The organism is Acidovorax sp. (genome assembly GCF_021287135.1).
Taxonomy (GTDB): Bacteria; Pseudomonadota; Gammaproteobacteria; order Burkholderiales; family Burkholderiaceae_C; genus Acidovorax.
Genome location: NZ_JAJTBB010000048.1, coordinates 1 through 20,103, shown reverse-complemented (window position 1 = coordinate 20,103; position 20,103 = coordinate 1). Strand labels below are relative to the sequence as shown.

Here is a 20,103-nt window from a genome sequence, read left to right as displayed (position 1 = left end):
CAGGGGCTTGACCTAGCGCAAGCGCTGGCGCTTTGCGCGCCCTGTCGTCAATCGCAAGGCTCGAACCGCCGGCACGCTTCCGTCACGCGGATGCCCGTGAGGGTGTTTTCCCCCGCGATGTGCTGTGCGGTGAACTGCACCCAGCTACCCGGCGCAATGCCCTGCAGCATCTCAGGCTCCAGCACGCGGAAGGTCTGGACCGTGAACGGAATCTTGGACCGGGGAAGCAGCTTGAGGCGCACATAGGCCTTTCCAGTCGCCGCTTCTTTCTGGAAAGACACCAGGCGGGCCCGCGTGTAGACCACAGGCGCGTCAGATGCACGCCCTGCCGCCGCCGCAGGCCGTGGCGGCTGCGATGCCTGGGCGTGGCAGCCCTGCCCCGCCAGCGCCAGCACAGCCCCCAGGAGCCAGGCCGACGGAGCCCGGTAGCAGGATGACGTACGCATCAGAACGCCCACGCACCCAGCTGGTAGTAGTCAAACCCGCTGGTACGCCCGCCCAGGCACCGGGCCAGGAAGTCCTCGGTCTTGCGGTACATGGTGAGGTTGTTGGTCCACTTCTGGTTGCCGTGGCCGTCGCCCATGAAGGTCACGTAGTCCACTGCCTTGCCCGCCTTGCGCAGCGCGGCCACCATCCATTCGGACTGCTCCAGCTTCACGCGCGGGTCGTTCACGCCGTGCATGATGAGGATGGGCTTTTGCGCATGCTCGGCGCGGTACAGGGGCGATTGGGCATCCATGCGCGCGCGGTCCGCCGGCACGGCCGGGTTGCCCACGAAGCGGTGCCACCAGGGCAGGCCCAGCTCCCAGTAGGGCGGCGCGGCCTCCAGCAGGCGCGCGATGTCTGTCACGCCCACCACGTCCACGGCGCAGGCAAACACCTCGGGCGTGAAGGTGGCGCCCACCAGCGCAGAGTAGCCGCCGTAGCTGGCGCCATAGATCGCCACGCGCTCGGGGTCGGCCACGCCCTGCTCCACGGCCCAGCGCACGCCATCGACCAGGTCGTCGTGCATGCGGCCCGCGAACTCGCCCATGGCCTTGTCCATGTGCGTGCGGCCATAGCCGCTGGAGCCGCGGTAGTTCACCTGCAGCACGGCATAGCCGCGGTTGGCCAGGAACTGCTGCATGGCGCGGCTGGTGGCGCCATCGCCCCAGCGGTCGCGCCGCCAGGGGCCGCCATGCACCAGCAGCACGGTGGGCAGGCGCTGCGGCGCGGCCCCCACGGGCAGCGTGAGGTAGCCATGGATGGTGAGGCCGTCACGCGCCCTGTAGGTGATGGGCTGGGTGGGTGCCAGGTCCTTGGCAATCAGGCTCAGGCGGTTTTCGCCCAAGAAGCGGGGCTCCTGCCCATCACGCAGCAGGTAGCTGCGCGTGCCCCGGTCGGTGGCCACCGCCACCGTGAGCACCTTGTCGGTCTGGTCCAGGCTGGTGACCAGCACCTCCGCGGGCTTGTCACCCGCCAGCGCCGACAGGCGGGCGTCCAGCGCAGCATTGAACACCTTGCGCGCGGGGTAGCCGGGCATGTAGTGGGCCACCAGCGGCTGGCGGGTGCTGCGGCTGAGCGTCACGCTGTCCAGGTCCACCTCAGGGGCTGCAAACCATTCTTCCTCGGCACCCGTGAGCAGGTCCAGCCGCACCAGCGCCAGCTTGTCGCGCCCCCGGTTGGACAGTGCCCAGGCCTTGCGGCCCTCGTCGTGCAGGCCAAAGATGTTCAGCGTGTCCCACCGGCTGCGTTCGGCCACGGCCACCCACCGGTCTGGCCCGTCGCCAGGGCGCTCCAACAGCACGCGCTCGCCCTGCAGCTGCGCCCGGGCCCGCAGCTGGCCCGCGGTGTCCACACCCCACCAGCTCACGTTGCCGGGGTTGGCGGCCAGCAGCACCGGCGCGCCGCCCGCCGGGTTCACGCGGTACAGGTCGAATACCTTCTTGTCGCGCTGGTTGGAGGTGACGATGAAATCGGACGAGCCCTCCACCGTCTCGGCAAAATGCGCCACCGAGCGCGGCGCGGGCATCAGCTCCCGCAAGTCGGTGCCCGGTCCATCGACCGCGCCGGCATAGATGCGCGTGTTTTCGTCGCCCGTGGGGTCGGCGGTGATGCCGAGCCAGCGGCTGTCGGCGCTGAAGCGGATGGCACGCGCGCGGATGCGGAAGGCCTTGGCGTCGCCGCCGTCGATGGGCTGCACCCAGATGGCCGGCACCACGCCGTCCGTGCCAAACCAAGCGATGCGCTTTCCGTCCGGCGACACGCGGTAGCCGCCTGTGGACTGTCGGCTGGCCACGAAGTCGCGCACGGGGATCAGCTCGGGCAGTTGCGCACCGGTCAATGCCGGGTGCGTCGGGCCGCTGGCGCAGCCTGCCAGCAGCACGCCCGACAACGCTGCGCACCACCACATCCATCTGGCTTTCATGGGGCTCCTCCTCATCTCGTTGGGTAGATTCGCGAGGATTGTGCGGAGCCAGCCCTTAGAACCTGTTCAAGATCTTTTCGGGGATCGCATTGGAGTGCAATCGGGATGGGGGGATGCTCCGGGTGCGCCGCATGGGCTCATGCCCATGCAAGCAGCCGGGGCGTCCAGCCGCCCGATTTCACTCCAACCCTTCGGGCAAGCGCCTTGCCGGGCGGTCTGCGGCGTTGCGGCGCTTGTGGATAGCCGGGCTATCCACTGCGCACCGCGCCTTGCATCCCATCCCGGCAAGGTGCTTGTGCGACCCCGAAAAGATCTTGAACAGGTTCTTAAGCCACGCCAAAGACCGACGGCGGCCCCGGAGTGCGCTTGCACCAGGAGGGCCGTCCGTGCGCGCTACAGCGCCGCGGTGCGCGCCTCCAGCGCGCGCACCACCGCCACCATGTCGGCCTGGCCCAGGCCCATCTCGGCAGTCTGCGCGAACAGCGCGTGGCACGCATCCAGCAGCGGCGACGCCAGCTGCGCACTGCGCGCGGCCTGGGCCACGAGTTGGTTGTTCTTGAGCACGTCGTGGATGGCGGCCTGCACCTCGAAGTCGCGGGCGACCAGCTTGGCCAGCTTCACCTGCGACACGCTGCTGGCCATGGGGCCCGCATCCAGCACCGAGCGGAACAGCTCTATGTCCAGCCCGTTGCGGTCGGCAAAGTGCGCGGCTTCGCACAAGCCGGTCACCATGGTGATGAGAAACAGGTTGACCGACAGCTTCATCAGCAGCGCCGAGGGCACCGCCCCGCACACGAAGGTGGTGCGGCACACGGGCGCCAGCAGCGGCTGCACCGCCTGCACACTGGCCGGGTCGCCCGCCAGCATGCCGACGAGCTGCCCGGCCTCAGCCGGCTTGCGCGAGCCGGAGACCGGGGCCTCCACATAGCGGCCGCCGGCCGCCAGGATGTCCTGCTCCAGCGCCTTGGAATATTCCGGCGAGGTGGTGCCCATGTGGACGATGGTGCGGTCCCGCACCTGGCTGGCAAAAGACGCCGTGCCGCGCTGCAGCGCCTCGTCCATGGCCTGTTCGTTGGCCAGCATGAGGATGACCACTTGCGCCTGCGCGCAGACCTGCGCGGGTGTTGCGGCCACTTGCGCGCCAGCGGCGCGCAGGGTCTCGCATTTCTCGGGCGACCGGTTCCACACCCACAGCGGGGTGCCGGCGCGCGCCAGGTTCAGCGCCATGGGAAGCCCCATGACGCCCAGTCCGATAAAGCCAATCTGCATGGTGGTGCCTTTCTTTCAGCGGGTGGGTTACTGCTGCGCGGCACGAGCCCGGAGCGCCCTGGTGGGGCGCATGAGGCCGGCGCCGCGCCCACTCTACCCAACAATGCGCCCCGCCGCTTTCAGCGTCTTCCCAAACCCATCCGCTCGGCCTGCGGAATTTGGCGGTCCTTAAGCCGCAACGCTCCACAATGACTCCATGCACATCCTGCTCATCGAAGACGACCTGGACCTGGGGCGCGCGCTGCAGTCGGCACTGAAGGTCGAAGGCCTCACCAGCGAATGGCTGCGCCGCGCCGTGGACGCGCCTGCCACGGTGGACGCCACCACGGTGGACTGCGTGCTGCTGGACCTGACGCTGCCCGATGGCAGCGGCTTCGACCTGCTGGCGCGCTGGCGGGCGCAGACGGGTGTCGGCGGACAGGTACCGATCATCGTCATCACCGCGCGCTCGGCCGTGGAAGACCGGCTGGCGGGCCTGGACGGCGGGGCGGACGACTTCGTGGTCAAGCCCTTTGCCACGGCCGAGCTGATGTCGCGCATCCGCGCGGTGCTGCGCCGCAGCGCCCGGCAGGCGAGCGAGCGCTGGGTGCTGGGCGAGCTGGTGGTGGAGCCGCGGCGGCACGCGGTGCAGCGCGGCGGTGTGCCGCTGGACCTGTCGCCACGCGAGTTCCAGCTGCTGCTGGAGCTGGCGCGCGAGCCGGGGGTGGTGGTGTCCAAGAGCGTGCTGTCGCAGCGGCTGGACCCGCTGGGCGAGCCGGTGGACTTTGCGGCCATTGAGGTGCATGTGTCCAACCTGCGCCGCAAGATCGGGGCGGAGCTGATCCGCACCGTGCGGGGTGTGGGGTACTTGCTGCAAGCATGACCAAGCGCTCTGCACTTGCAACTCCTTCCGCAGTGCCTCCGTCGGCGCGGCTGCAGACGGCATTGCGCCGACTGGCTGAGCCCACGCTGGTGCGACGCAGCGTGGTGTCGGTCACCGCGGCGTTTGTGCTGGTGTGGGCGGTGCTGCTGGGCTACAACTTCTTCAACTACAAGCAGGCCATCACCAACGACCCGGGGCTGCTGAAGTACGGCGACGCGCTGCTTGAGTCGCTCACCCCGATCACGGACCCGGCGCAGGCCGCTGCGGCCGTAGCGGCCACCAACCACTGGACCAACATCCGCCGTCGCCAGATCGGCCTGCTGCCGGGCGCGTCGATGCATGAGCTGCGCGACAGCGCCACAGGGCAGGTGGTCTATGCCCCCGCAGGTCTTGAAGAGCTGGACATTCCACTGCCTCCGCTGCGGGAAGGCTCTGCCCTCTCGGAGTCCGTCGTGCAAGGCAAACCCTATCGGATCTACGCCGGCCGCAACGCCCGCTGGACACTGCGCATTGTCGATAACAAGCGGACAGACGCGGATTACTTGACCTACAACGGCCGCTACCTGCTGCCCTACCTGCTGCTGGCCGCCCCCTTTGTGCTGCTGCCCGTGTGGCTGTCGGTGCGCAACGGCCTGCGCCCGCTGCAGCAGCTGGCCAGCCGCATCGCGCAGCGGGGCAAGGATGATCTGCAGCCCGTGGGCTTCCACGCCCGCCACCGTGAGCTCAAGCCGCTGGAGCAGTCGCTCGACCACTTTCTGGCCCAGCTGCGCCAGAAAGTGGAGCGCGAGCGTGCCTTTGTGCAAGACGCCGCGCACGAGATCCGCACGCCGCTGGCGGTCATCAACGCGCAGGCCCATGTGATGGCACGGTCGCAGAGCGCGGCCGAGCGCACGCAGGCCCAGGCGCATTTGGAGCAGGCCATCGCCCGCACCTCGCACCTGGCCCAGCAGCTGCTGGACCTGGCGGCGCTGGACGACGCCCAGCGCCCTGCCCCGCGCGAGCTGGACGTAGCGCAGTGGCTGCGGGGCGTGCTGGCCCAGGCCGCGCCCGAGGCGATGGCCCGGCAGATCGAGCTGTCGCTGGACGCGCCGGACAGCCTGCCCGCTCGGCTGGACCTGCCCGCACTGGAGTCCATCGCCCACAACCTCATCGACAACGCGGTGCGCTACACACCGGCCGGCGGCAACGTGGCGGTGGCGCTGCGGCGCGAGGGGGCCTTGCTCCACCTGTCGGTGCAGGACGATGGCCCCGGCATCCCTGCCGCTGACCGCGACCGTGTGTTTGAACGCTTCTACCGGGGCGCAGGCCAGGCAGCCACGGGGTCCGGGCTGGGATTGGCCATCGTGCGGCAGGCCGCGTTGCGCCTGGGTGGGCAGGTCCGCGTCTGCGCAGGGCTGGGCGGCCGGGGCGTGGGCTTTGGCGTGGACATTCCGTCCGCCCCGGGCACCTGACGGCGTGACAAGCCGCCACCGGCCGCACCGGCTGCGCTGGCGGTGCATCGGCAACCGCCAGCGGCGGTGGGCCCCTTGATCGTTTAGGCCTCAACTATTTTTTGAGCCCTGTTGGAAATAACCGACACCACGGTTTTTTCGGGACATGCAAACTTTGTCCCATGTCAACGCCTTCCTCCACCACCGCCCGCCCGCTGTGGGACATCTCGCCGCCCGTGCACGCGGGCAGCCCGGTGTTCCCCGGCGACACGGCCTACCGCCAGCAGTGGTGCGCCACCATCGGCCCGGGCTGCCCGGTCAACGTGAGCGCCATCACGCTGTCACCCCACGTGGGCGCGCATGCCGATGCGCCCCTGCACTACGACGAGCACGGCGCAACGATTGGCGACGTGCCGCTGGACGCCTTTCTGGGCCCCTGCCGCGTGATCCACGCCATCGGCCGCGGGCCGCTCATCACCTGGGAGCACATCGCCCACGCCGTAAACGGCACCCTGCCCCCGCGCGTGCTGGTGCGCACCTACGAACGCATGCCCGTGGACCGCTGGGACGCCCAGCTGGCCGCCTACGCGCCGGACACCATCGAGCGCCTGGCCGACCTCGGCGTGCTGCTGGTGGGCATTGACACCGCCAGCATCGACCCGGCCGAGAGCAAGACGCTGGAAAGCCACCAGGTCATCCGCCGCCGGGGCCTGCGCGTGCTGGAAAACCTGGTGCTCGACGCCGTGCCCGAGGGCGACTACGAGCTGATCGCCCTTCCGCTGAAGCTGACCACCGCCGACGCCTCGCCCGTGCGGGCCGTTCTGCGGGCACTGTAGCTCATTGAATTTTCAAGCCTTTTTGGCCTCTAGCGCTTATCTGGAAAGCGCAAGCAGCTATCAAAACAGAAGCAATTTCACCATGACCACCACCTTGCAAGACTGCCGGGCGCGCGACGCCCAAGACCCGCTGCGCGCCCTGCGCGACCGCTTTGCCCTGCCGCCGGGCGTGATCTACCTGGACGGGAATTCGCTGGGCGTGGCGCCCAAGGCCGCCGCCGCGCGCGTGGCCGACGTGGTGAACCGCGAATGGGCCACGGACCTCATCCAATCCTGGAACACCGCCAGCTGGTTCGACCTGCCCCAGCGTCTGGGCAACCAGCTGGCCCCGCTGATCGGCGCGGGCCCCAACGAAGTGGTGTGCACCGACACCACGTCCATCAACCTCTACAAGGTGCTCAGCGCGGCCCTGAACATTGCGCGTGAAGACAGCCCCACCCGCAAGCGCGTGGTGAGCGAGCGCAGCAACTTCCCCACCGATCTTTACATTGCCGAAGGCCTGTGCAAGGAGCGCGGCCTGGAGCTGGTGCTGGTGGAGCCTGAGGAGATTGCCGCTGCGCTCACGAGCGACGTGGCCGTGCTGATGCTCACCCACGTGAACTACCGCACCGGCGCCATGCACGACATGGCCGCCGTCACGGCCGCCGCACACGCGGCAGGCATCCTCACGGTGTGGGACCTGGCGCACAGCGCGGGTGCGGTGCCGGTCGATCTGAACGGCGCGGGCGCAGACTTTTCCATCGGCTGCGGCTACAAGTACCTGAACGGCGGCCCGGGCGCCCCGGCCTTTGTGTGGGTGCACCCGCGCCATGCCGATCGCTTCTGGCAGCCGCTGTCGGGCTGGTGGGGCCATGCCGCGCCATTTGCCTTCACGCCCGACTACCAGCCCGCGCCCGGCATCACGCGCTACCTGTGCGGCACACAGCCCATCATCAGCCTGTCGGCGCTGCAGTGCGGGCTGGATGTGTTCACGGCTGCGCAAAGCCTGGGCGGCATGGCCGCGCTGCGCGCCAAGTCGCTGGCGCTGACCGACCTGTTCATCGCGCTGGTGGAAGAACGTTGCGCCGGCCACGGGCTGGGCCTGGCTACGCCGCGGGACCATGCCCAGCGCGGCTCGCAGGTCTGCCTGACCCGCGACGAAGGCGCGGGCGTGAACGGCCAGGGCAGCGGTGCCTACGCCATCGTGCAGGCGCTGATTGCGCGCGGCGTGATCGGAGACTTCCGCAAGGGCGACGGCGGCACGGGCCGCCACAACGACATCCTGCGGTTTGGCTTCACGCCGCTGTACCTGGGCTTTGAAGACGTGTGGAATGCCGTGGAGCATCTGCGCCAGGTACTGGAGAGTGGCGAGTGGCAAAAGGCCGAGTTCAACCAGACGCACGCCGTCACCTGATCGGGAAGGCAAACCACCATGTGCCCGTTCTCGCAAACCCCTGCGGGTGACAACAACAACGCGGCATCTGCCGCCCTGCCCGAATCCATCGTGCATGAGGAGCGCGCCCAGCTCGACTTCAGCCAAAGCATGAGCTACGGCGACTACCTGCAGCTCGACGCGATCCTCACCGCGCAGAAGGCGCTGTCTCCCGCGCACGACGAGATGTTGTTCATCGTGCAGCACCAGACCAGCGAGCTGTGGATGAAGCTCATGCTGCATGAGCTGCGCGCGGCCATCGGCCACATTGCACGCGACGAGCTGCCGCCCGCGTTCAAGATGCTGGCGCGCGTCAGCAAGATCATGGAGCAGCTGGTGCACGCCTGGGATGTGCTGGCCACCATGACACCCCCCGAGTACAGCGCCATGCGCCCGTACCTGGGGCAGTCCAGCGGCTTCCAGAGTTATCAGTACCGCTGCATCGAGTTTTCGATGGGCAACAAGAATCGCGCCATGCTGCGCCCGCACGAGCATCGGGCGGACCTGCTGGCCCAGGTGCAGGCGGCCTATGAGGCGCCGTCGCTCTACGATGAGGCCCTGCGCCTGATGGCCCGGCGCGGCCTGCCCGTGCCTGCGTCGCACCTCGAACGCGACTGGACGCAGCCTTATGCGGAAAGCGACGCGGTGGAACAGGCCTGGCTCACGGTGTACCGCAACCCTGAGCAGCACTGGGACCTGTACCAGCTGGGCGAAGAGCTGACCGACCTGGAGGACGCCTTCCGGCTCTGGCGCTTCCGCCACGTGACCACGGTGGAGCGCGTGATCGGCTTCAAGCGCGGCACGGGCGGCACCGGCGGCGTGAGCTACCTGCGCAAGATGCTGGACGTGGTGCTGTTCCCGGAGATCTGGCGGTTGCGCACGGACCTGTGAACGGCCCGGGGCCACTCAGAACAACTACGGTGGGGCGCGCCGCGGCCCGCAGGGCAACTCGCCAGCCCCGACTGAGGGGCGCCTGGGCCTGGCGAAGGGGGCGCCGGGTTACTGCGCGGGCACCGCGCCCGCCACCATCATGGGGCTGCTGCTGCGGCACCAGATCGGTGCCAGGTGGCCAATCTGGATCGTGAGCTCGTTGCCCTTGCCCACCACGGTGGTCGGGCCGTTGCTGTAGGCATATCCGGTGTCCACGGTGCGCTTGGGCAGGTCCACCGTCCAGCCGCGGCGGCGCAGCACGCCCAGGCCCTGGTCAGGATAGAACTGCATCTCCACCTTTTCACCGTTGCCGCACGCGAACTGCATGCTTGCGCGGTCGGCCGGCTCGGCAAAGGATTGCATTACAGGCGGCTGGCTGGCACAGCCCGTCAACCACAGCGTCGTTGCCACCGCACCGGAAACCAGCCCAAACGTCGTTTTCATCCGTCACTCCTGAGGGCCGCCGCATCGCGGCCCATCCAATTGCCTAGCTGTTCACAGCCCTCGCCGCCCCGGGGCACCACCCTGGGACAGGGGCTGCGGCCGCCAAGGCTCAAAGCACAAACCTTGCCATCTTTCGAAACACCGGTCACAGCGGCTGGCAAGGCCCTGTCCGTCAGGGTGCCCCACGGCCCTGGCTGCGTCGATTGGGGTGATCCCCACGTTGAGAGCGCTCTCTAAATCGTGCCGCCGTCCGGTGGCAGGGTGATGACGGCCCGACGCCCCAAGCTGGGCGGGTTATTGCACCTGTGGGTAGATGGAATTCAAGAATTTGGCAGCGATTGCGCTCAGCAAAACCCACAACAAGGGCCTGCGCGGCCGACCACCGCGACGCGTGGGGCACCCCATGCGTGCAGATCAGGACATACCCTGAGTCCCTGCCCATCCGCCGGGCCATCTGGCAGGGCGGCCTTTGGCAGCATGCGGGTGCGGGGCGGGCACAACGGCCAAGGCCACCGCTGCCAGGCGCCTCCCAGCGCTCCCCCAGCGAAAACAGTCCTGGCCGCCGCGATAGCTGCTGAATTTGGATCAAAATGCCCGCAAGCGCTTATGGATAAAGAGCAAGCAGCTATCAAAATAGTAGCAAACTTAAAGCCACCAAAGGCGCCGCATCACCCTGCCGCAGCAGGCACCTGGTGCAGCAGCACGGGATGGTTGTCATCGGCGTCCACCGTCTCGATCTGCACGCCAAAGCCCCACAGGCGCGCCACGTGCCTGAGCACTTCCAGCGTGTCCTCGGCCAGCGGGCGGCCCTGGTACTGCGTGTGGCGCAGGGTCAGGCTGCGGTCGCCGCGCAGATTCACGTTCCACACCTGGATGTTGGGCTCGCGGGTGCCCAGGTCGTACTGTTGCGACAAGGTCTGGCGCAGGCTGCGGTAGCCGTCCTCGTCGTGGATGGCGCTGACCTGCAGGTCCGGCCGGGCCACGTCGTCATGGATGGCGAACAGCCGCATGTCGCGCATGAGCTGCGGGCTCAGGTACTGGCCGATGAAGCTCTCGTCCTTGAAGTTGCGCATGGCGTGGTCCAGGGTGGGCAGCCAGGGTGCGCCTGCAATCTCCGGGAACCAGCGCCGGTCTTCCGCCGTGGGGTTCTGGCAGACACGCTGGATGTCGCGGTACATGGCAAAGCCCAGCGCGTAGGGGTTGATGCCGCTGTAAGCCCGGTGCCCCGCGGGCGGCTGGTAGATGACATTGGTGTGCGAGCCCAGCCATTCGATCATGGCCCCGTCGCTCAGGTAGCCATCGTCGTACAGGGTGTTGAGCAAGGTGTAGTGCCAGAAGGTGGCCCAGCCCTCGTTCATCACCTGCGTCTGGCGCTGGGGGTAGAAATACTGGGCAATCTTGCGCACGATGCGCACCACCTCGCGCTGCCACGGCTCCAGCAAGGGCGCGTTTTTTTCGATGAAGTAGAGGATGTTTTCCTGCGGCTCCCTGGGAAAGCGCTCCAGTTCCTGCGCCGCGTCTTCCTTGCCGGGGCGGGTGGGCAGCGTGCGCCACAACTCGTTCACCTGCTGCTGCGCGTAGGCCTCGCGCTGCGCACGCTCCAGCCGCTCGCGGGCCAGGCTTTTCTTGGCCGGGCGGCGGTAGCGGTCCACACCAAAGTTGGCCAGCGCGTGGCAGGAGTCGAGCAGCTTTTCCACCTCGGCCAGGCCGTGGCGCTCCTCGCACTGGGCGATGTAGTCCTTGGCATACACCAGGTAGTCAATGATGCTGGACGCGTCCGTCCACATGCGGAACAGGTAGTTGCCCTTGAAGAAGCTGTTGTGCCCGTAGGCGGCGTGGGCAATCACCAGCGCCTGCATGGCCGTGGTGTTTTCCTCCATCAGATAGCTGATGCAGGGGTTGGCGTTGATGACGATTTCATACGCCAGCCCCATGTGCCCGCGCCGGTAGCGCCGCTCGGTGGCCAAAAACTCCTTGCCGTAGCTCCAGTGCCGGTAGTTCACCGGCATGCCCACGCTGGCGTAGGCGTCCATCATCTGCTCGGCGGTGATGATCTCCAGCTGGTTGGGGTAGGTGTCGAGGCCGAAGCGCTCTGCCGTGGCAGCGATGGCGGCGTGGTAGCGCTCGATCAGCTCGAAGGTCCAGTCGCTCGGGTCGGGCAACGGCGCGGCGGGACGCTGCCCGGCCGGCAGGGGCTGCATGGGCACGGCGCGGTGGCGGCGCTCGCCCACGGCGGCGGTTTTCCAGGGATTGTCGCGGATGCGGCGCTCCAGCACGGGATAACGGACCATGTCGTGGCCCGCGTCGTGGGCCATGCTGCGGGCCCTGGGGTCGGTCATGGCTGCACCCCTTCCTTCTTGAACAGCTCTCGGAACACCGGGTAGATGTCGCTGGGCTGCGCCACCTTGCGCATGGCAAAGTGCGGGTGCAGCGGCAGCAGCTGGGCGTATTCCTGCCACAGGTTCTGCTCCTCCTCGGCCACCTGCACATAAGCAAAGTAGCGCACCAGCGGCAGGATCTTGTCCACCAGCAGGTTGCGGCAGTTGCCGCTGTCGTTGGAGAAGTTGTCCCCGTCGCTGGCCTGGGCGACATAGATGTTCCAGTCGGCCACGGGGTAGCGCGCGCGGATGACCTGGTCCAGCAGCACCAGCGCGCTGCTGACCACGGTGCCGCCGCTTTCGGTGGAGTGGAAAAACTGGTCCTCGCTCACTTCGGCGGCCTGCGTGTGGTGCCGGATGAACACGATGTCGATCGTCTCGTAGTGCCGGGTGAGGAACAGGTACAGCAGGATGAAAAAGCGCTTGGCCAAGTCCTTGCGCGCCTCGTCCATGGAGCCTGAGACGTCCATCACGCAGAACATCACCGCCTGGCTGCTGGGCACCGGCACAGCGGTGCGGGCGCGAAAGCGCAGGTCGATGGGGTCGAGGAACGGGATGCGGCCCAGGCGCTCGCGCAAGCGGGCAATGCGCCGCTGCAGTTCCGCGACCACTTCGCTGGTGCCGTCATCCTGCGCCAGCAGCGCATCCAGTTGGGCCTGCAATGCCTGCAGTTCGTGGAACGGCGCCTTGCCCAGCGCAATGCGCCGCCCCAACGCGCCGCGCATGGTGCGCACCACCGCCAGGTTGTTGGGCGTGCCGTCCTGGCTGTAGCCGGCGCGGCGCGACTTCCACTGCGGGTTCTCGCCGATGTGCGTGCGCAGCAGGTGCGGCAGCGCCAGGTCCTCAAAGAAGATCTGCATGAACTCTTCCTTGGTCAGCGTGAAGGTGAAGTCGTCCTCCCCTTCGCCGCTGTCGCTGGCCTGCGAGCCGCGCCCCCCTGCCCCGCCCTGCGGCCGCTGGATGCGGTCCCCGCGCACGTGGTCGGTGTTGCCCGGGTGCACCGTGTCGCGGATGCCGCCCTGGCCGTGGTGGAACGAAGGCTCGCTGATGTCCTTTTTGGGGATGGTGATGTTCTCGGCCTGCTCGATGTTGCGGATATCGCGCTGCGAGACCGCGCGGCGCACCGCGTCCGCGATCTGCTCCTTGTAGCGCCGAACAAAACGCTCGCGGTTGCCCACCGATTTGTTCTTGCCTGCGAGCCGGCGGTCGATGATCTGCAATGCCATTTTTCAGCCCTCGTGTGGCCACACCCCTCTGCCGCCGCTCGCCCCCCGGCCCCGTGCGGGCAGCCGCGCAAGGGCCGCCCCGCCGCGCCGGCTGCGTCCCCCTTCCCGGATGGCGCAGCCATCCGAGAGAAGGGGCTGAGGGCCGCGGCTCCAAGCCTGCCTGCGCAGGCTTGGACGTGCCCGAAGAGCAGCCGCTTCCAGCGGCGGTGCCGAGGCGCGCAGCGCCCCAGGGGGTTGCACCATATCTCTAGCTGCTCTTGCGCACGCGCAGATACCACTCGGAGAGCAGGCGCACCTGCTTGGGCGTGTAGCCCTTGTCCACCATGCGGGTCACAAAGTCCTCGTGCTTGCGCGCCTCTTCGGCGCTGGCCTTGGCGTTGAAGCTGATGACCGGCAGCAGCTCTTCGGTGTTGGAGAACATCTTTTTCTCGATCACCAGGCGCAGCTTCTCGTAGCTGGTCCAGCTCGGGTTCTTGCCCTGGTTGTTGGCGCGCGCCCGCAGCACGAAGTTGACGATCTCGTTGCGGAAATCCTTGGGGTTGGCAATGCCTGCGGGTTTCTCGATCTTCTCCAGCTCGGCGTTGAGCGCGCTGCGGTCGAACACCTCGCCGGTGTCGGTGTCGCGGTACTCGTTGTCCTGGATCCAGTAGTCCGCATACGTCACGTAGCGGTCGAAGATGTTCTGCCCGTACTCGCTGTAGCTCTCCAGGTAGGCGGTCTGGATTTCCTTGCCGATGAACTCGGCGTAGCGCGGCGAGAGGTATTCCTTGATGAAACTGGTGTACTTGGTCTCCAGCTCGGCGGGGAACTGCTCGCGCTCGATCTGCTGCTCCAGCACGTACATGAGGTGCACGGGGTTGGCGGCTACTTCGGCGCTGTCGAAGTTGAATACCTTGGACAAAATCTTGAACGCAAAGCGGGTCGAGATGCCCGTCATGCCTTCATCCACACCCGCGTAGTCGCGGTACTCCTGGTAGCTCTTGGCGCGCGGGTCGGTGTCTTTCAGGCTTTCGCCGTCGTACACCTGCATCTTGCTGAAGATGCTGGAATTCTCGGGCTCCTTCAGGCGGGTGAGCACCGAGAACTGGGCCATCATCGTGAGCGTGCCGGGCGCGCACTTGGCCGCCCCCAGGGACGATTCGCGGATCAGCTTCTCGTAGATGCGGGTTTCCTCGCTCACGCGCAGGCAGTAAGGCACCTTGACGATGTAGATGCGGTCCAGGAACGCCTCGTTGTTCTTGTTGTTGCGAAACGCCTTCCATTCGCTCTCGTTGCTGTGGGCCAGCACCACGCCGTCGAACGGAATGGCGCCAAAGCCCTCCGTGCCCTTGTAATTGCCCTCCTGCGTAGCGGTGAGCAGCGGGTGCAGCACCTTGATGGGCGCCTTGAACATCTCCACGAATTCCAGCAGCCCCTGGTTGGCCAGGCACAGGCCGCCGCTGTAGCTGTAAGCATCGGTGTCGTCCTGCGCAAAGCTTTCTAGCTTGCGGATGTCCACCTTGCCCACCAGGCTGGAGATGTCCTGGTTGTTCTCATCGCCCGGCTCGGTCTTGGCAATGCCAACCTGCTTGAGCACGCTGGGATAGCGCTTGACCACCCGGAACTGCCGGATGTCGCCGCCAAACTCGTCCAGCCGTTTCACGGCCCAGGGCGAGAGCACGCGCTGCAGGTAGCGGCGCGGAATGCCGAACTGCTCCTCCAGCACCGGGCCGTCCTCGATGGCATCGAACAGGCCCAGCGGCGATTCGTTCACCGGCGAGCCCTTGAGCGCATAAAACGGCACTTTCTGCATCAGGTACTTGAGCCGCTCGGCAATGGAGCTTTTGCCGCCGCCCACGGGCCCCAGCAGGTAGAGGATCTGCTTGCGTTCCTCCAGCCCCTGGGCGGCGTGGCGGAAGAAGCTCACCACCTGCTCGATGGAGTCCTCCATGCCGTAGAACTCGGCGAAGGCCGGGTAGCGCTTGATGACCTTGTTGGCAAAGATGCGCGACAGGCGCGGGTCGTTGCGCGTGTCCACCGCCTCGGGCTCGCCGATGGCGGCCAGCATGCGCTGGGCGGCCGTGGCGTAGGCCATCGGATCGCGCTTGCACTCGGCGAGGTACTCGTCGATCGACATTTCCTCTTCGCGGCTGCGGGCGTAGCGCGCAGCGAAGTTGCTGATGGCATCCATACCAACCTCCTGTAACGGCCCGACCGGACATGCCGGGAACAGGCCGTGGCGTTGCATTCGGAATCGCTACCGGTTCAGCTTTTGTAGCACCACGGGCCCGGGTTGAACAGCCCAAATCGCGGGCGCTGCAGAGGCCTTTTCAGCGCATTGCACACAAGGAGGTAGAGCGTGGCACACTGCACAAGTTCAAACACCGGGAATCCACGGCGCCACGCCGCGATGCTGCGCTGCACACACGCGCGCCGGCCCCGGCGGCCGCGGCGCTTGGCTGTTCGCCGGTGCAAAACGCAGCCTCAAAAAAAAGACGTCGCAGCGATGCGTTGCTACAACGCGCTGGCAGCGGCCCCGTCGCCCCGGTACAGCCACGGCACATCCAGCAGCCGCTCGCCCAGCACCCGCAGCGACGCGTCGCGCCCCCACCGCACGGGGCCGGTGGCATGGAAGATGCGCCCGTTGCGGATGGAGCGCGCCTGCACGCGGGCATTGCGCTGCCAGCGGTTGAGGGCATAGCGGCGCAGGCGCAGCGGCACTTCCAGGTCGTGCATGGACAGCGCCCGCTGCAGCTCGGCGGCGTCCTCGATGGCCATGCCCGCGCCCTGCGCAAGGTAGGGGCGCATGGGATGGGCCGCATCGCCCAGCAGGGCCACCAGCCCCTGCGCCATCTCATCGGCGCTGCGCACCGGCGAGCGGTCGCACAGCGGCCACAGCCGCCAGCCCGGCCCGCCAGCCGCCGGGTTCACGCTGCGCACGACGTCCTGCAGCGCCGCGCAGGTGCCCTGCAGCGCCCGCTCCAGGTCGGCGGCATTCGCGCTGTGGTCCCAGTTCTGCAGGTCCTGCGGCGCCGGGCCCTGCACGATGACCACCAGGTTCTGCAGCTCGCCCCGTCGCACGGGGTATTGCACCGCGTGCAGGCGCGGCCCCAGCCAAGCGGTGACCTGGGTGGTGCGCAGGGCCTGGGGCAGCGCGGCCTGCGGCACCATGGCGCGGTAGGCCAGGTGGCCCGAGACGCGCGGGGGCACCGCGCCCAGCAGCTGGGTGCGCGTGCGGCTCCACAGCCCGTCGGCACCGATGAGCGCGTCGCCCTCCACCGCCTTGCCCCGGCTGGTGCGCACGGTGACGACCCCGTCGTCTTCGGCAAATGCTTCCAGGGTGTGGTCCAGGTGCAGCTGTGTTTGAGTGCCGTCGCGCACGGCTTGCAGCAGCAGCCCCTGCAGGTCTGCGCGGTGGATGGTGGCGTAGGCCGCGCCGTAGCGCTCGACCGCCGCGGAACCCAGCGGGAGCACACCCAGCTCACGGCCGCTGACGGCGTTGCGCACCTGCAGCCGGCCGGGGAATGCCGCCACGGCCTGCAAGGCCTGCTGCAACCCCCAGGCCTGCAGCCGGCGCACCACGTTCGGCCCGATCTGCACGCCCGCCCCCACTTCGCTGATGACCGCGGCACGTTCATACAGGCGCACGTCCCACCCTGCCCGGGACGCGCCCAGCGCGGCAGCCAAGCCGCCAATGCCGCCGCCGGCAATCAGCACCTGCTTCTTCATGGCCGGCCCCCCGCGACGCGCGGCGCGCGGGCCGGCAAGCGCCGCACCGCAGCCCCAGGTCGCCGTGGCGGTCGGGGCGGCACGCACAAGAGAAGGGCAAGGGAGCGGCGGCAGGGAAGCGTCATGCGCCGATTGTGCAGCGCCAGCGTGCCGGGCTTTTTGCCATGGCGCAGCAAGTGCGGCAATTCTTGAACAGGCTCTTAGAGCCTGTTCACAATCTCCCAGGAGTCGCGCAGCCGTCTTTGCGGGTGGCGTGCAAGGCGCGGTGCGCAGCCAATAGCTCGGCTATTGGCAAGCGCCGCAACGCCGCAGACCGCCCGCAAAGACCACTGCCCGAAGGGTTGGAGCGAAATCGGGCGATTGGACGCCCCGGCTGCTTGCATGGGCATGAGCCCATGCGGCGCGTCCGCCGCATCCACTCGTCCCGATTGCGCTCCAACGCGACCCCTGCGAGATTGTGAACAGGCTCTTACAGCGCCGGGCGCAAGGCACGCTCCAGCACGTCGGCCGGCATGGGGCGCCCAAACAGGTAGCCCTGGAACGCCTGGCACCCATGCCGCTGGAGGAAGTCGAGCTGGCCCGTGGTCTCCACGCCTTCAGCCACCACGGCCAGGTCCAGGCTGTCGGCCAGGGCCAGGATGGTGCGCACGATGGCCGCGTCGTTGGGGTCGGTCTGCAGGTCGCGCACGAAGCTCTGGTCGATCTTGAGCTGGTGCAGCGGCAGGCGTTTGAGGTAGCTCAGCGACGAGTAGCCCGTGCCGAAGTCGTCCAGCGAGAAGCCCACGCCGTAGCGCCCCAGGTGCTCCATGCGCGAGATCACGTCCTCCACATCGGCCAGCAGGAGGCTTTCGGTCAGCTCCAGCTTCAGCCGCTCGGGGTTGGCTCCGCTGGCGTGCAGGGTGCCCAGCACCTGCTCCACGAAGTCGGGCTGGCGGAACTGCCGCACACTCACGTTCACCGACAGGAAGAACTGCCGCGTGAGCGAGCTGCGCGACCAGGCCACCAGCTGCCGGCAAGCAGCCTCCAGCACCCACTGGCCCAGCGGCAGGATGAGCCCCGTTTGTTCGGCCAGCGGAATGAACTCCGCGGGCGACACCATGCCGCGGCGCGGGTGCATCCAGCGCACCAGCGCCTCGGCGCCCAGCAAGCGGCCCTTGCCGTCCACCACGGGCTGGTAGTACAGGGCCAGTTCCTGCTCCTGCAGGCCGCGGCGCAGATCGGCCTCCAGGGCGGAGCGCGCACTCACGGCGGCCTGCATGTCGGGGTCGAAGAAGCGCTGGGTGTTGCGGCCCGCCGCCTTGGCCTGGTACATCGCCAGATCGGCGTGCTTGAGCAGTTCGTCCACGCTGCACAGCTGCTGGCCGAACAGCGCGATGCCGATGCTGGGGGTGCTGTGGTGGCTGGCATCGCCCAGGGCATAGGGCTTGCCCAGCATGGTGGCGATGTGGCTGGCCACCAGCGCGGCCTCGGCGCTGGCCTGCGGGTCTTCGCCGCTCAGGCCCTCCACCAGCACCACGAACTCGTCGCCGCCAAAGCGGGCCACCGTGTCGCTTTCGCGCACGCAGCCCTTGAGGCGCTGGGCGGCCTGCACCAGCAGCTTGTCGCCGGTGTCGTGGCCCAGGGTGTCGTTCAGGTCCTTGAAGTTGTCCAGGTCGATGAACAGCAGGGCGCCCTGCGCCCCCGAGCGCGCCGCGGCCGCCATGGCGTGCTGCAGGCGGTCCACCAGCAGCCGCCGGTTGGGCAGGCCGGTGAGGGCGTCGTAGAACGCCAGGCGCTCGATTTGGCTCTCCGCCTGCTTGCGCTCGGTAATGTCCCGGCCGACCCCGCGGTAACCGCGCAAGGTCCCGTCCGCAGCGATCACGGGCACGCCGCTGACCGAGATCCAGTGCATGCTGCCGTCGGGCCGCTGGCGCTGCAGCTCCAGGTCGCGAAACGGCTGGCGCGCCTGCAGCACGGCACGGTGGGCGGCCCAGTCGGCCTCGGTCATGTTCATGGCGCCGATCTCCCAGCGGGTGCGGCCCATCACGCTCGACAGCGGGATGCCGTTGACGCTCAGGTCGCCGGCCAGCTGCATGAAGCGCCCCTCGGCATCGTGCTCCCAGTACCAGTCGGATGACAGGTCGGAGAGCGAGCGAAACCGCGCTTCGCTCTCGCGCAGCTCGTCTTCCACGCGCACGTAGTCGGTGACATCGGTGAAGGTGCGCACCAGTCCGCCCTCGGGCAGCGTGGTGGTGCGCACTTCAAACGTGTGGCCCTGCGGCGTGGTGCGCCAGTACACGGCCGGTGCCGGATCTCGGGCCCCGCCGGCCACGTAGTCGTGTCCGCGCGCGTCCACCAGGCGGTAGCCTTCGCCGAAATCGCCCCGCTCCGCCTGGAAGCGCGTGAGTTCGGCCAGCGTGGGCCGCGTGGCCATCAGCGATTCGGGCAGCTCCAGCAACTCCAGCACGCGCGGGTTGTACACGGTGACGCGGCCGTCCGGCCCGGTCTTGAAAATTCCCTGGCTCATGCTGCCCAGCGTGGCCTGCAGGGCTGCGCGCTGTTCCTGGAACAGCTTCAGGGCCTCGTGCCAGATCCGCGCGTCGACCATGCCGCCGGCCTGCCCCGAAGCCGCCGGCGGGCGGCCCGTCAGCGCCTCCAGCCGGTGCAGCAACTCTCCCAGGTGCGACACGCCATCCGCCGCGCGCAGCACGTAGTCCCCCAGGCCGTAGCGAAAGGCGCGTGCAGCCAGGGCTTCCTGGGCGGGCTCCAGGCACAGCAGCACGGGGCGTCCCGCGCACAGCTCCAGCATGCTGGGCAGCTCCAGCGCCCCGGGCCGCAAGCACAGCACCACGGCCCGCCAGGCCTCGGACGCGAGCGGCGCCGCGGCGGCTTCGGGCGTGGGGCTGTGCACCACCCGCCAGCCGGGATGCCGCTGCGCCATCCAGTGGCGTGCGGCGGCTGCATGCTGGGTATCGCTGTCCACCCACAACACGGCGGCCGTGCTCATGGCGCTTCGCCTCCCGCAGGGGCCGGGGCGCGGCCCGGGGGCGGCAGATCGTGTTCGAACGCGAAGGCTTCGATCGGCCCGGGCCGGCCAAACAGATAGCCCTGGAACCCCTCGCAGCCGTGCAGCCGCAAGAAGCTCAGCTGCCCGGTGGTCTCCACCCCCTCGGCCACCACCTGCAGGTCCAGGCTCTTGGCCAGCGCCAGGATCGTGCGCACG

The 20,103-nt window shown here is 68.2% G+C and carries 15 protein-coding genes; 5 read left to right on the top strand and 10 right to left on the bottom strand.

Annotated elements, in window-relative coordinates:
• Nucleotides 1–47: 47 nt before the first annotated feature.
• The 3 genes from LWW96_RS12030 to LWW96_RS12020 all read right to left on the bottom strand — a co-directional run bounded on the left by LWW96_RS12030 (nucleotide 48) and on the right by LWW96_RS12020 (nucleotide 3,676).
• Nucleotides 48–446 (bottom strand): hypothetical protein, encoded by a 399-nt coding sequence (locus LWW96_RS12030; RefSeq protein WP_291487281.1) that lies wholly within the window; start codon nucleotides 444–446, stop codon nucleotides 48–50.
• A complete protein-coding gene (locus LWW96_RS12025) occupies nucleotides 446–2,407 on the bottom strand; it encodes a S9 family peptidase (protein ID WP_291487280.1) in 1,962 nt (653 codons plus the stop codon). The genes LWW96_RS12030 and LWW96_RS12025 overlap by 1 nt, the downstream gene beginning before the upstream one ends.
• A gap of 393 nt (nucleotides 2,408–2,800) precedes the next feature.
• On the bottom strand, nucleotides 2,801–3,676 hold the full coding sequence (locus LWW96_RS12020) for an NAD(P)-dependent oxidoreductase (RefSeq protein ID WP_291487278.1): 876 nt from the start codon (nucleotides 3,674–3,676) through the stop codon (nucleotides 2,801–2,803).
• A 196-nt stretch (nucleotides 3,677–3,872) separates the two neighbouring features.
• On the opposite strand from LWW96_RS12020, the gene LWW96_RS12015 reads away from it, so the two are divergent.
• The 5 genes from LWW96_RS12015 to kynA all read left to right on the top strand — a co-directional run bounded on the left by LWW96_RS12015 (nucleotide 3,873) and on the right by kynA (nucleotide 9,106).
• Nucleotides 3,873–4,538, top strand: coding sequence for a response regulator transcription factor (locus LWW96_RS12015; protein ID WP_291487276.1), 666 nt, complete (start codon nucleotides 3,873–3,875; stop codon nucleotides 4,536–4,538).
• Nucleotides 4,539–4,600: 62 nt separating this feature from the next.
• A complete protein-coding gene (locus LWW96_RS12010) occupies nucleotides 4,601–5,989 on the top strand; it encodes an ATP-binding protein (RefSeq protein ID WP_291487274.1) in 1,389 nt (462 codons plus the stop codon).
• Between the two features lie 161 nt (nucleotides 5,990–6,150).
• Nucleotides 6,151–6,804 carry an arylformamidase gene (kynB, locus tag LWW96_RS12005; RefSeq protein ID WP_291487272.1) on the top strand — a complete coding sequence of 218 codons (654 nt, stop codon included), beginning with the start codon at nucleotides 6,151–6,153 and terminating at the stop codon, nucleotides 6,802–6,804.
• Between the two features lie 82 nt (nucleotides 6,805–6,886).
• Entirely contained in the window at nucleotides 6,887–8,197 is a 1,311-nt protein-coding gene (gene kynU / locus LWW96_RS12000) for a kynureninase (protein ID WP_291487270.1), read from the top strand.
• An 18-nt stretch (nucleotides 8,198–8,215) separates the two neighbouring features.
• The gene (kynA, locus tag LWW96_RS11995) at nucleotides 8,216–9,106 is read left to right on the top strand and encodes a tryptophan 2,3-dioxygenase (RefSeq protein ID WP_291487267.1); all 891 of its coding nucleotides are present in this window, start codon (nucleotides 8,216–8,218) and stop codon (nucleotides 9,104–9,106) included.
• Between the two features lie 108 nt (nucleotides 9,107–9,214).
• Here the strand turns inward: kynA and LWW96_RS11990 are convergent, their stop codons facing one another.
• From LWW96_RS11990 to LWW96_RS11960, 7 genes are all read right to left on the bottom strand, one after another.
• Nucleotides 9,215–9,589, bottom strand: a complete 375-nt coding sequence (locus LWW96_RS11990; protein WP_291487265.1) for a hypothetical protein — start codon at nucleotides 9,587–9,589, stop codon at nucleotides 9,215–9,217.
• Between the two features lie 668 nt (nucleotides 9,590–10,257).
• Nucleotides 10,258–11,790: a SpoVR family protein gene (locus tag LWW96_RS11985; RefSeq protein ID WP_291487428.1), complete on the bottom strand. Its 1,533-nt coding sequence runs from the start codon at nucleotides 11,788–11,790 to the stop codon at nucleotides 10,258–10,260.
• 134 nt (nucleotides 11,791–11,924) lie between these two features.
• Complete coding sequence (locus tag LWW96_RS11980) at nucleotides 11,925–13,193, bottom strand: YeaH/YhbH family protein (RefSeq protein WP_291487263.1); 1,269 nt, start codon at nucleotides 13,191–13,193, stop codon at nucleotides 11,925–11,927.
• 247 nt (nucleotides 13,194–13,440) lie between these two features.
• Nucleotides 13,441–15,363, bottom strand: coding sequence for a PrkA family serine protein kinase (locus tag LWW96_RS11975; protein ID WP_291487261.1), 1,923 nt, complete (start codon nucleotides 15,361–15,363; stop codon nucleotides 13,441–13,443).
• 323 nt (nucleotides 15,364–15,686) lie between these two features.
• Entirely contained in the window at nucleotides 15,687–16,901 is a 1,215-nt protein-coding gene (locus LWW96_RS11970) for an FAD-dependent monooxygenase (protein ID WP_291487260.1), read from the bottom strand.
• A gap of 469 nt (nucleotides 16,902–17,370) precedes the next feature.
• The gene (locus tag LWW96_RS11965; RefSeq protein ID WP_291487258.1) at nucleotides 17,371–19,887 is read right to left on the bottom strand and encodes an EAL domain-containing protein; all 2,517 of its coding nucleotides are present in this window, start codon (nucleotides 19,885–19,887) and stop codon (nucleotides 17,371–17,373) included.
• On the bottom strand, nucleotides 19,884–20,103 hold a 220-nt coding region (locus LWW96_RS11960; RefSeq protein ID WP_291487256.1), incomplete at its 5' end, for an EAL domain-containing protein. The genes LWW96_RS11960 and LWW96_RS11965, both read right to left, overlap by 4 nt.